This window comes from Chryseobacterium sp. HNCC26DJ240 (genome assembly GCF_057180485.1).
Map to the genome: position 1 here is coordinate 115,395 of NZ_JBXUGK010000007.1, position 12,053 is coordinate 127,447.

Below are 12,053 nucleotides of genomic sequence, written 5' to 3' on the forward strand. Positions count from 1 at the left end.
AAATCGGGCGCTGTGCCCGATTTTGCTGTATTTCTAAACAGTTTCCGGCTGTAGAATTTTTTGTTTTGCATCTTCCAGAAATCGTGGGAGAATCTGTGCCTGAGTCAGTTTTATTTTATCCTCATCATCCATTCTGTCCAAAGTTTCGAGATATTTTTCGATACCGTAGTTTTCAATCATTGCCAGTTTGTTTTCTTCATCTTTGAGGTTTTCCAGCATTCCTTCAGGATTTGCTTCGGGGTGAAACTGAGTACCGAAAATTTCCTCTGAAAAACGAATCGCCATCACTGCTCTTTCAAGATTGATGTGCGGGCGGAACTTTTCCAACGCCATTATTTTCATTCCCAACTCATCAAATCTCTGCTGATCCGGCTCGATGAACTGATACGCTCTTGAATCGACAGCATAAAAAGGATCTGGTAGATTTTTAAGTAAAAAATCAGTTTCTCCTTCTTCAGATTTGTGAACAGGCATCACACCAAATGAGTATGATTTTCTTTCACAAATATTCCCGAGTTTCCAGTGTATGCTTGCAATCTGAAACGAATGACAGATCAGAAACATATATTTTTTGTTCTCTGAAACTTTGTTGTGACTAAAAATACCATCTAAAAGACCGGCGAATTTCTCTTCCCATACATGTCCTTCTCTGTGCGGATTTCCCGGTCCTCCTGATGAAATAAAGATGTCAAAATCTTCAAGTTTCGGCATCTCGTTCAGATGTCTTATATCAAAAGTGGTAATGTTAATTTCTTCTTCAGAATTTGCTTTAAAACTTTCAGAAATCTCACGGATGTTCTTAAAACCCTGATTTTTCTTGTTGTTATTCATATCCAGCAGCGCAATTCTTATCTCTTTCATAACTTCATAATTTGAACAAAGTTATAAAATTTTTATAAAGCAGCCTCGCTGTGCGTGATACCAAATTCTGTTTCAGAGATCATATAATCAACTACTTTCTTCAAGTCTCCTGTTTCATGAAGAACCTTCAGCTGGCGGTCTGCACCGGTTCCATTTTCAATGATTTGCCATGCATATTCCACTTCTTTTCGGCAACCTAATTCATCTACAACATCGTCGATAAATTCAAGTAGCTCCTTTAAAAGATCACGGTAAGGAACAGATTCCTCTTTACCAAAGTCAATTAAATGAGCATCAATTCCGTCTTTGGAAGCACGCCATTTGTTTTCATTCAATAATAATCTTCTGTAGCTTCTGAAACTTAAATTCTGCTGATGCAGTTTATAGATTTTTGCCACAAGACATTGCATAATTGCAGCAAGACAGACAGTTTCGTCTATTCTCATCGGCATATCGCAGATTCTGAACTCGATCGTCGGGTAGAAAGGATGCACACGGAGATCCCACCATATTTTCTTGGCGTTGTCGATGGTTCCGGTTTTTACCAGAAGATCAACATAGCTGTCAAATTCGGAAAGAGAATTAAAATAACTCGGAATTCCTGTTCTTGGAAATTTCACGAAAATCTCCTGTCTGTAGGATTTAAATCCGGTATTTCTTCCAATCCAGAAAGGTGAATTGGTGGATAATGCATAAACGTGGGGTAGAAAATAACGCATTACGTTCTGTATTCTCACGCCTTCCTCACGGTTGGGAATTCCTATGTGTACGTGCAGACCAAAGATGAGGTTTCCTCTTGCCACGTCGCCCATATCGTCAACAATTTTATTGTAACGCTCTCCGTTGGTAATCGTGTTGTGCTCCCAGTTGGAAAAAGGATGTGTTCCTCCTCCGGAGACACGAAGTCCCTGTTCGTGGGCTGTTGCAATAAGGTGTTTACGAAGACTCGTGAGCTCATCTCTGGCTTGCTGGATATTCTGGCAGATTCCGGTTTCCATTTCAATCATGGATTCGTGCATTTCATGTTTTAAATTTTCACTTAAAACCGCTTTACCGCCCTCAATAATTTTGGAAACGTGAGAAATAAGATCTCTGCTTTCAACGTCTATGATTTGATATTCCTCTTCAATTCCTATGGTAAATGTGTGCATACTTTGTGTTTTTGAAATTAATTATTTCGCAGAGTCCTTCACGAAAGTTCCCCATGAGATATTTGCTTTTCCAGGAACATATTCTTTGGCTTTCTCAATCGCAAATTTTGCTGCATTTTCTACGATCCATTTGAAGTTTTCTTCTCCAACAGAATTTTTATCAGCATCCGGCGCAGGGTTACAGAAGTCGATAGCATAAGGAATTCCGTCTCTTACCGCAAATTCCACAGTATTGAAATCGTATCCTAAAGCTTCATTCATTTTAATAGTGTAATCGTGAATGGTTTTCAGTAACTTTTTAAGTTTGGCACCCGAAGTCTGATGCGTCGTTGCATATCTTAAATGATGCTCATTTCTCGGCTCGTAAGGCATGATGTGAACGTGCTTTTTACCCAAGCAGTACACTCTGTAGTAATCATCAAATACAATTTCTTCCTGTACCATCATCACCAACTGTTCTGTTTCTGAAAGTTTATCCCAAAGATCTTCAGGGCTTTCCACTCTGTAAACGCTTTTCCAACCGCCACCGTCGTGAGGTTTCATGTATGCCGGAAATCCTACGTAATCGAAAATATAATCCCAGTCGTGAGGAAATTTAAGGTTTCTGAATGAAGTTTCAGATGTGTTGCTTGGTCTTTCATGTGAAGGAAGCAAAACGGTTTTAGGTAATGGAATACCAAGTTTAGACATCAATGCATTGTTGAAGAATTTTTCGTCAGCGCTCCACCAGAAAGGGTTGTTCATGACATAAGTTCCGTTCAAAGCTGCATTTTTAAGGTACGCTCTGTAAAAAGGAACATCCTGAGAAATTCTGTCGATGATAACAGCGTATCCGTAATCAACGCCCTGCTCGAGCTTATCGATCATTACGGGTTCTGCAACGATGTCTCCCTTGCCCAATTCGTTTACCTTATCGATGAATGCCCACGGAAATGTGTCTTCCATACCAAAAAGAATTCCTACTTTTTTTGCCATAATAAAAGTTTTTTAATGTGTTTAATATTGTTTAGATTTAAATAATTTTATAAGAAAAACCGACCTATAAATGTTGGGAAAACCAATCGCCAAAGTGGCCAGTCGTGGTTGATCCATTTGCGCTCATCATACCAGAAATCAATTCCTTTTGAACTTAATATTTCTGCCATTTCGATGTTTTTATCTTTGCAGATGTCTTCGTCTGAAGTGCTGAGAACGATATGCATGTGTTTGTATTTCCACGCTTCGTCTGTGCGGACAAATTCTCTCGGGCAATTGAAAAAAACGAGATCATCGCTGTATCCGTCCATAAAGTTTCTGATGCTGAACGCCCCTGAAAGACAGAAAAGGTGAGAAACCAAATCCGGAAATCTGAAAGCGAAATTGGCAGCATGATACCCTCCGAAACTTGCCCCTGCAACCGCTACACGATGGGTCTGATGCATTTTCTGAACGTATGGCACAAACTCTTTTAAAAGAAACTGTACATACAGTTCATAGTTTTTAATTCTCTGGCGTGGCGAAATGTTGTTGTCATAAAAACTCCAGGCATCAATCGTCTGAATGTTGTATAGTTTTACCTTCCCCTGCTCTATAAACCAGTTGATGCTTCCGTTAAGATGGAAATCATGGTTCTGGGTATACTGACCTTGTGAAGTAGGAAACATAATGATTGGGTAACCATAATGACCTGTTACTTCTACTTTCAGGCTCGTTCCTAATATATGCGAATAGTAATCTGTATGCGTGATTTGCGGCATAAGTTATAGTGTTTGAAATTTAAATAAAATCTAAGAAGTTGGTTTGTCTTTTGGCGGAATAATACTCAGCATTTCAGCGTTGATTTTTTCTGCCGTTTCATCAAGTCTCGTCTGAATGACTTCAGAATCTGAAGATTTGTAGACAATTCCCACGTGATAATCGATTGGTAAGAACTTAACTGTTTCTTCCGACTCGAAATATTGGTAATCAGGATGTTTTTCCTTAATTAATGCGATGATAAGTCCGGCATAGTATCCTGTAGGTTTTGAGATGGAATAATCCAGCCCCTTCAAAAGAGCATCCTCTATTTTTGCCCACTCATGCCAGATGTTGATACCGCTTGAAGCTTCCACCAAATCGGGAATATGAGCTCCGCCGACGCGTGAAGAAGTTTCCAGAAAATACCATTTTCCATCTTCCTTTCCACGGATAAATTCTGTATGTGTGGCTCCGTTTTGAAGCCCAAAATTGGTCAAAACTTTTTCATTGGCAAGTTCCAAAGCTTTGAATTCATCAGAATATCTTCCTAAAGTTCTCGTTCTGAAAACTCCGCCCTCGTGCGAAACCTGCATTGGAGGTGCGAGATATTTGGATGAAGATGTGAAAACCGTCTTGGCATTGAATGTAAGGCTGTCTACGTGATAAACATCGCCAGGCTTAAAGCTTTCCAGAAGAAAAAGATGTCTTTCGTCTCCCAGATTTTCAAGGGCTCTCCAAAGTTCTTCTTCAGATTTTAATTTTTTAATTCCGCTTGCTGAAGCTTCAGATCTGGGTTTCAACACCCATGGTGCAGGAACTTTTTGGGTGAATTCAGATACTTCGGCGTCATTAAAAATTGCCGTGAATTCCGGAACATCAATCCCTGAACTTTTTGCTTTCTGCCGCATTGCCAGTTTATCACGGAAATATCTGTGGGTGGTCTGTCCCATACCTGGAATCCTGAACGTTTCCCGTACAAGCGCTGCTTTTTCCACATCATAATCGTCGAGAGCAATTACTGCGTCGACTTTTCGTGATTTCATCAGGTGGGAAAATCCCTGAACCAAATGTTCAAGATCCCACACCGAAGGTTTAAGTTCGGGCATGTAGAAAACTTCATCTATCGCGTGCCACGGCCAGTTTTTTTCCTTGAGATTTTCTGAGGTGATGAGGATGACCTTGTTGCCAAGATTTTTCATTTCCTCCATGAAATCATAGCCTTTGTAATAGCAGGAAATGCAAACAATAGTTTTCTTCTCCATATAGTGTTTTGAGGGTTTAGGTTGGTTATTAAAAACAAAACCAAACAATTGTTTGAGACTTTTTAATAAAAATCCCTAATTGATATGATTTTAAAAATTTCTTATCAAGTATAGGGATAAATTTTCTAAAAAACTAATTTTTAGTGATAATTTTCAATTAATTCGGCTAATAATTGAACGCCGTAACCCGTTGCTGCCTTTTCTTTTGAATATCCCGTATTTCCAAATGCTACACCGGCAATATCCAGATGTGCCCAATTTGGATGTCCTTCAATAAATTCTTCCAAGAATTTTGCAGCAACAATGCAGTCTCCGATGGGTTTCATCGAAATATTTTTTACATCGGCGACATCAGATTTGAAATCGTCTTTCCAGACATCCCAGAGTGGCAGATTCCAAAGTCTTTGGTTGGTCTGATCACCGGTTTTCAGAAGCAGATCTTTTAATCTGTCATTATTTGAAAACATCGCTCCACAGGTATCGCCAAACATTCGCACGCTGCTTCCTGTGAGGGTTGCCAAATCAATCATGACATCGGTTTTATAATTTTTAGATAAATAGGTGAGCGCATCTGCCAAAATCATTCTGCCTTCTGCATCTGTATTGAGAACTTCAATCGTTTTTCCGTTGTATGCCTTGATAACATCGCTCGGTAGATAAGCGTTTTCTGAAACCGCATTGTCAGTAATCGGCAAGATGGCAATTATATTAACAGGTACCTCCTTTTCCGCTGCGTAAATCAGTGCTCCAATCACAGCTGTAGCGCCTCCCATATCAGATTTCATGTAGTGCATGTTGTCTGATGCTTTAATGGAAATTCCGCCGGTATCAAAGGTTACGCATTTGCCGACAAGACCGATGGTTTTGGCGTTTTTTATTTTCGTTTTATATTCTAAAATGGTAAAAGCTGCATCCTGCTCACTGCCTTGATTAACGGCTAAGTAAGCTCCGAGACCAAGTTCCAAACATTTTTTTCTGTTGAATGAAGTATATTTAAAATCGTATTTTTTAGAAAGATCTTTTAAAGCTGCACTCAAAACATCTGTTTTCTTAAGATTTGCAGGTTTATTGAGCCATTCCATGCAGGCAAACTGACCTTCACAGATAGCGTTTGCATTTTTCAGGATTTGATCTAATTTCTTGGGGCTGAAGTTCTCAAAATGAAGTTCGGTTTTTTCATTCCAAAGCGTATGAGATTTGTCAAAATTATATGTGTAAGTACCAAGATAAAGTCCTTTGAAGAACTCTTCAAACTGTTTCTCGGTGATGTCTTCACAGGTGATCTGCGTAGCAACAGGCTGTAACTTTTCTTTCTGAGTCTGTGAAAATTTTTGTCCAACCTGCTGAAATTCATAATTGGCAGCATTTGCTTTCCCTAAACCGATGAAAAAACAGATATTATCCTCATTGGTTTGTATATGTACCTCATTCTTCTTTCCCGAAAATACGAGTGAAATATTTTTATTGAAATTTTTTGCGCTTTCAGTCCATTTTTCTTCTGTAAAAAGTTGAAAGATCTGTGCGTATTTTTTGTTTTTTTTATTAATTAGTTTCATTCTATATTTAATTTTTTAGAATATATATATTCTTTATAATAATGCTTTTTTGAACGCAAAGTTCACAAGGTTTTGCACTAATATATTATTTAAAGGTTCACAAAGCCGTAAACTTGCAAATGCTCTCGAAGGTTTTTCAGTTATTATAAATTGTTGAGGATCATTAATTTTTAATCCTGATGTGGAGTAACTTCCACCGGATTTTCTGTATTGTTGTAAAAAAGCCATTCTATAGCCCTTGGGAACTCCTGCGACCAGTAGAATTCTTTATGTTCGCCATCTGGATTGATGTTGGTTTTAAATTCAAAATCAAAGAGGTTTTTTTTCTCCCATATTTTAAGATACTGCTCAAAAACATTAATGCGGTTAACCATTTTTGAACCTTCTTTTTCTCCTCCGTAGAGGTAAATTTTAGTTTTAAAAGGAACCCTGAAATTCATCATCGGGAAATTATTATTGGGTTCAATCCAGAGACTCGGGGAAAAGATCAAAAGTTTAGAGTAAACCTCCGGATACAGAAATCCACTGTAAATACTGATGAGGCCGCCCAGTGAGCTGCCGCCAATTCCTGTATTGTCTCGGTCTTTTTTTGTTCTGTAATGCGCGTCTACGTACGGTTTCAAAGTATCAGTAATAAATCTGATGTATTTTTTACCTTCAGATCCATTGGCAACACTGTCGTTATCGAAAATATACTCTTTTATCCGGTCTTCACTTCCGTGTTCTATCGCAATTACAATTACGTCGCCTCTTCCATATTCTGATAATACAGAAAGCTTTTTGTCTATTTCCCAGTTTCCGTAAGCACTACCTTCATTGAAAAGATTCTGGGCATCCTGAAGATAAAGCACGGGATAGCTTTTTTCCGTCGAATAGTAATCGTGTGGAAGCAAAGCCCAGATTTTACGGTGTCTGTCGAGTTGCGGGATGTAAAATTCTTCAGAAATAATCTCTGCAATAGGGTAAAGTTCTTTTTTAAAAGGTCCCCAGTTGTAACGCCATTTGGTTACGACGTCATCAGAATTTTGTCTGCTTTTTTCAATTCTCCGGTTTGGGGTAATGTTGGCGTACTCATCAAGTTCCACATTTTCCCAGCCGCCTTTCGTGAATTTGTATTCTATAATGTCGGGTAAAATATTGTCGTGAATTTCTATTAATGAATGCTGTGGCTCTTTTTTCCAAAGCCTGAATTTAGGGTCTTTAGGATTCCAGCTGTTGAAGTTACCTGTAATGTAAATCGGTCTGTCATCATTTTCCTGTGTCTTTAAATTAAATATCATGTACGTTCTGAAATATTTTTTGTTTGTTTAAATTTATAAAAACTTTTTTTAAACTGAAGAAGGTTCTGTGTTTTTTAAATATTAAAAATTTCAACAGATTTTTTTTCAGGATTAAACATTGTCAAAGGTGTTTGAATTAATTTAAATTAAAATCAATATTAAAATTTTGTTACAACTGTGTTTTGCATAATAAAATTTTATATATTTACGTAAATCCCAAAAATTAGTGGATATGGGGTATAACTCTTGCAGTAGGAGTTTTGCAACTCAATTCAGGAGAAAAACATAAACGATGAAGTCTGTACAAAACTATTCACTTTTTACCGAACATGATATTTATCTTTTTAAAGAAGGTAAACACTATAAACTGTATGATAAATTTGGCGCTCATTCCGTCACTAAAGATGGCGTTGAAGGCGTTTACTTTTCAGTTTGGGCTCCTTTTGCCACAAAAGTTTCGGTGATTGGTAATTTTAATAAATGGAACCCTTCCGAAGCTGTTCTTTCACCGAGATGGGATGAATCCGGCATCTGGGAAGGTTTTATAGCAGGTCTCACATGGGGAACTTTGTATAAATACGCCATCGAAACCAAAGAAGGCGAAATTCTTGAGAAAAGTGATCCGTATGCACTGAGCTGGGAACAGAATCTTCAGGCTGCATCGCTTATTTCCACAACTTATTACGATTGGGATGATACAGAATGGATGCAGAACCGCTGGAAAAACAACAGTCTTAATGCTCCGATCTCCGTTTATGAAATGCACATTGGTTCGTGGCTGCGTTTTGGCGACAATCCAAAACAGTTTTTAAATTACCGCGACATAGCCGGGAAGCTTGTTCCGTATATTCTGGAAATGGGTTTTACCCACGTAGAATTTATGCCCGTAATGGAGTATCCTTATGATCCAAGCTGGGGCTATCAGATTACCGGATTTTTTGCCGCAACGTCAAGATTCGGTTCTCCTCAGGATCTGATGTTTTTAATTAATGAACTCCACAAAAATAATATTGGCGTAATCCTCGACTGGGTTCCGTCTCACTTTCCGGGCGACGCCAACGGACTACACAAATTCGACGGTTCTTATCTGTACGAACATGAAGATCCAAGAAAAGGCTTTCATCCCGACTGGAAATCGTATATTTTCAATTACGGCAGAAGTGAGGTAAAATCTTTTCTGATTTCCAACGCCATGTTTTGGCTCGACCGTTATCATGTAGACGGACTGCGTGTAGATGCTGTAACATCTATGTTGCATTTAGATTATTCGAGAAACGAGGGCGAGTGGGAGCCCAATATTTTTGGAACAAATGTGAATCTTGAAGCTAAAACCTTTCTTCAGGAATTCAATACCGCAGTTTACAAGGAATTCGGCGATTCCATCATGACCATCGCAGAGGAAAGTTCGGATTTTCCAATGCTGACAAAACCTGTTCACGATGGTGGTGTAGGTTTTGGAATGAAATGGATGATGGGTTGGATGCACGACACACTGAAATATTTTAAGGAAGATCCAATCAACCGAAAGCATTTTCATCACAAGCTCACCTTTGCGTCGATGTATATGTATAATGAAAATTATATGATGCCTCTGTCCCACGACGAAGTTGTTCACGGAAAAGCAAGTTTGATTTATAAAATGTTTGGAGATGAATGGCAGAAATTTGCCAATCTCAGAGCTTTGTATGTTTATATGTTTACGCATCCGGGAGCAAAACTGCTTTTTATGGGAGATGAATTCGGGCAGACGAGCGAGTGGAATTTTAAACAGAGTTTAGACTGGCATCTATTGGAATATCCGATTCATGCAGGGTTGAGAGAAGCTGTAAAGGATTTGAATCATTTGTATAAAAACGAAACGGCACTCTATGAAAATCAGTTTAATCCTTATGGTTTTGAATGGGTGGGAGCAGATGATACCGATAACTCTGTTCTGATTTATTTGCGAAAAGGCAAAAAAGAGGATGATATTTTAATGACAATTCTTAATCTTACGCCAAGGGTTATTGATTACAAAGTTGGAGTTGATGAAAATTCAAAATGGGAACTTATCTTTAATTCTGATGATGAAAAATATGGAGGTAGCGGCGTTATTGCGAATATCTTCAGTGAAGATAAAGAAGAATGGAAAAACAAAACAAACACAATAAGCATTAATCTTCCGGCACTTTCGGGAGTGGTTTTAAGATATAAAAAACATGTAAAGGAGAAAATTATTAACAAAAAAACACAGAAAAATGATACAGTTAAGCCAACTTCTAAAAAAGGATTACGATGAGATCAAGGAGTATGTAATCTGGGAAAAAGATGATAAGGAAGAAATTGAATTATTAGCAAAAAGTGGACTTATACCTCAATTGGTAAGTGCTAAATTTACTGGAGAAATTCAATTTTATGACATCAATATACCAAAAAGTCATATTACCTTTCTGAATAATAAGGTGCATGAATTACATGTGATAGCTACAGGTCGCAGAGGCCCGCTCATTGCTCTGCAGTTGCTTATTACACAGGAATTTGATATGAAATTTTTCACAAAAGAATTTCTGCGTGATTTTCATGAGAGTTATAAAAAAGAACATGGCCAAGACCCAGATTTAAAGATTGTAAAGGATTATTTTGATGAATCCTGGTTGTTTGATCCCCGTACTTTTGAAAAGTATGATTACATCAATCTTTACAGTGAAGAAATGGATATTGATATTTACATGTTGGAAGCGATAGATAAGACTCTTTTGATGGAATTTTTTATTCGAAATGCAAATGTTGACTCAGATGTGCAGGGAAATAATTTTTTAAGTTTACAAAATTAAAAATATGAATATATATCATCTCAGTACAGAATGTTACCCTGTCGCCAAAGTTGGCGGACTTGCCGATGTCGTCGGTGCGTTACCGAAATATCAGAATAAAATAAAGGGCATCAACGCTAAAGTGGTCATGCCTTTTTACAATAAGCCTTTCGTATTCGATCACGATTTTGAAATTGTTTTTGACGGATGGATTCATCAGGGAGGAAATATGCTTCAGGTGCAGGTTTTAAAGGAAAGAACAAATGTTTTGGAGTTTGAACTCTATATGGTAAGAATTCCAGGACTTTTAGACCGGGATAATCCTTACGGTTATCAGGATGAAAGTTTTCAGTTTTTGGCTTTTCAGCATGGGTTGTTACATTGGCTGACGGCTATGCAAATTCGTCCCGATGTGCTTCATTGCCACGATTATCACACGGGATTGGTTCCTTTTATGATAGAAAACTGTCCGGAATTTGGATTTTTAAAAGGAGTGAAAACAGTTGCCACCATTCACAACGGAGAATATCAAGGCTGGATGAGCTGGGGAATGGCGAATTATTTTCCTGCTTTTGACCAATACAAATGGGGACTTTTAGACTGGAATGGCATGATCAACCCTTTGGCATCGATGATCAAATGTGCCAATGCTTTTACAACAGTTTCAGAAGGTTATCTACAAGAGCTGTTTGAAAGTTTCAAAGGTCTTGAAAATCTGGTAAGAGACGAACACTACAAAGCCCACGGCATCATCAACGGAATTGATACAGAAGTCTGGAATCCTGCAACAGACCCGATGTTGGATTTAAATTTCACGAAAAAAGATGTCTTTAAAAAGAAAAAACTGAGCAAAGAAAAACTCTGCAAAGAATATGGTTTGCATCCTGATTTACCACTTTTCGGATTTATCGGAAGATTTGCCACAGAAAAAGGAGCGGATCTTTTGCCTGATGTGGTTTGGCGAAGCATTCAGCAAAATTATGGCGGTCTCAATATCATTATTTTAGGTTCAGGAAATACAAATCTCGAAAACAGACTTGCAGAACTGAGCTACTCTTTCAGCAATTTTGCGCTGGATTTGGGTTATAAAGAATATCTTTCTCATAAAATCTATGCTTCGGCAGATTTTTTGTTGATGCCATCCAGAGTAGAGCCTTGCGGGCTTAATCAGATGTATGCCATGCGATATGGAACGATTCCTGTGGTGAGTTATACTGGCGGATTGCGTGATACTGTAAAAGATATTTCGACAGGTGGAGCAGGGATTAATTTTACTTATCCTGGAGTTGATGATATTCTTCATGCAATAAACAGGGCGGTAAGCGTATATTACAAAAAGGATGTAATGCAGAGTCTTGTAAAGGCAAATATGAGTTTTGATTTTGCATGGGAAAAATCTGCTGAGAAATATGTAGCTTTATATAATCAATAAATT

The 12,053-nt window shown here is 38.0% G+C and carries 10 protein-coding genes; 3 read left to right on the top strand and 7 right to left on the bottom strand.

Translation table 11 applies throughout. The features are described 5' to 3' along the window. Positions 1–33: 33 nt before the first annotated feature. From AC2A1G_RS14790 to AC2A1G_RS14820, 7 genes are all read right to left on the bottom strand, one after another. Positions 34–861 carry a type 1 glutamine amidotransferase gene (locus tag AC2A1G_RS14790; RefSeq protein ID WP_484047685.1) on the bottom strand — a complete coding sequence of 276 codons (828 nt, stop codon included), beginning with the start codon at positions 859–861 and terminating at the stop codon, positions 34–36. A gap of 32 nt (positions 862–893) precedes the next feature. Beyond that, positions 894–2,012, bottom strand: a complete 1,119-nt coding sequence (locus AC2A1G_RS14795; protein WP_484047686.1) for a carboxylate-amine ligase — start codon at positions 2,010–2,012, stop codon at positions 894–896. 21 nt (positions 2,013–2,033) lie between these two features. Further along, complete coding sequence (locus tag AC2A1G_RS14800) at positions 2,034–2,987, bottom strand: ATP-grasp domain-containing protein (RefSeq protein ID WP_056080660.1); 954 nt, start codon at positions 2,985–2,987, stop codon at positions 2,034–2,036. Between the two features lie 47 nt (positions 2,988–3,034). Further along, positions 3,035–3,748: an alpha/beta hydrolase-fold protein gene (locus AC2A1G_RS14805; RefSeq protein WP_484047687.1), complete on the bottom strand. Its 714-nt coding sequence runs from the start codon at positions 3,746–3,748 to the stop codon at positions 3,035–3,037. Between the two features lie 30 nt (positions 3,749–3,778). Further along, entirely contained in the window at positions 3,779–4,990 is a 1,212-nt protein-coding gene (locus AC2A1G_RS14810) for an ATP-grasp domain-containing protein (RefSeq protein ID WP_484047688.1), read from the bottom strand. A gap of 140 nt (positions 4,991–5,130) precedes the next feature. After that, positions 5,131–6,546: a leucyl aminopeptidase family protein gene (locus AC2A1G_RS14815; RefSeq protein ID WP_484047689.1), complete on the bottom strand. Its 1,416-nt coding sequence runs from the start codon at positions 6,544–6,546 to the stop codon at positions 5,131–5,133. A gap of 170 nt (positions 6,547–6,716) precedes the next feature. Then, positions 6,717–7,826 carry an alpha/beta hydrolase gene (locus AC2A1G_RS14820; protein ID WP_484047690.1) on the bottom strand — a complete coding sequence of 370 codons (1,110 nt, stop codon included), beginning with the start codon at positions 7,824–7,826 and terminating at the stop codon, positions 6,717–6,719. 292 nt (positions 7,827–8,118) lie between these two features. Between AC2A1G_RS14820 and glgB the strand changes: the two genes are divergently transcribed. Genes glgB through AC2A1G_RS14835 form a run of 3 tightly spaced genes read left to right on the top strand, consistent with a single transcriptional unit; the run spans position 8,119 to position 12,050 of the window. After that, a complete protein-coding gene (glgB, locus tag AC2A1G_RS14825) occupies positions 8,119–10,104 on the top strand; it encodes a 1,4-alpha-glucan branching protein GlgB (protein ID WP_484047691.1) in 1,986 nt (661 codons plus the stop codon). Continuing rightward, positions 10,064–10,639, top strand: a complete 576-nt coding sequence (locus tag AC2A1G_RS14830; protein WP_484047692.1) for a hypothetical protein — start codon at positions 10,064–10,066, stop codon at positions 10,637–10,639. The genes glgB and AC2A1G_RS14830 overlap by 41 nt, the downstream gene beginning before the upstream one ends. A 4-nt stretch (positions 10,640–10,643) precedes the next feature. After that, on the top strand, positions 10,644–12,050 hold the full coding sequence (locus tag AC2A1G_RS14835) for a glycogen synthase (RefSeq protein ID WP_484047693.1): 1,407 nt from the start codon (positions 10,644–10,646) through the stop codon (positions 12,048–12,050). The last annotated feature ends 3 nt before the right edge of the window (positions 12,051–12,053 follow it).

Bases quoted from the DNA above. Each gene is read 5' to 3' on its own strand.
- AC2A1G_RS14790 (WP_484047685.1), bottom strand. From the start codon at position 861: ATGAAAGAGATAAGAATTGCGCTGCTGGATATGAATAACAACAAGAAA.
- AC2A1G_RS14795 (WP_484047686.1), bottom strand. From the start codon at position 2,012: ATGCACACATTTACCATAGGAATTGAAGAGGAATATCAAATCATAGAC.
- AC2A1G_RS14800 (WP_056080660.1), bottom strand. From the start codon at position 2,987: ATGGCAAAAAAAGTAGGAATTCTTTTTGGTATGGAAGACACATTTCCG.
- AC2A1G_RS14805 (WP_484047687.1), bottom strand. From the start codon at position 3,748: ATGCCGCAAATCACGCATACAGATTACTATTCGCATATATTAGGAACG.
- AC2A1G_RS14810 (WP_484047688.1), bottom strand. From the start codon at position 4,990: ATGGAGAAGAAAACTATTGTTTGCATTTCCTGCTATTACAAAGGCTAT.
- AC2A1G_RS14815 (WP_484047689.1), bottom strand. From the start codon at position 6,546: ATGAAACTAATTAATAAAAAAAACAAAAAATACGCACAGATCTTTCAA.
- AC2A1G_RS14820 (WP_484047690.1), bottom strand. From the start codon at position 7,826: ATGATATTTAATTTAAAGACACAGGAAAATGATGACAGACCGATTTAC.
- glgB (WP_484047691.1), top strand. From the start codon at position 8,119: ATGAAGTCTGTACAAAACTATTCACTTTTTACCGAACATGATATTTAT.
- AC2A1G_RS14830 (WP_484047692.1), top strand. From the start codon at position 10,064: ATGATACAGTTAAGCCAACTTCTAAAAAAGGATTACGATGAGATCAAG.
- AC2A1G_RS14835 (WP_484047693.1), top strand. From the start codon at position 10,644: ATGAATATATATCATCTCAGTACAGAATGTTACCCTGTCGCCAAAGTT.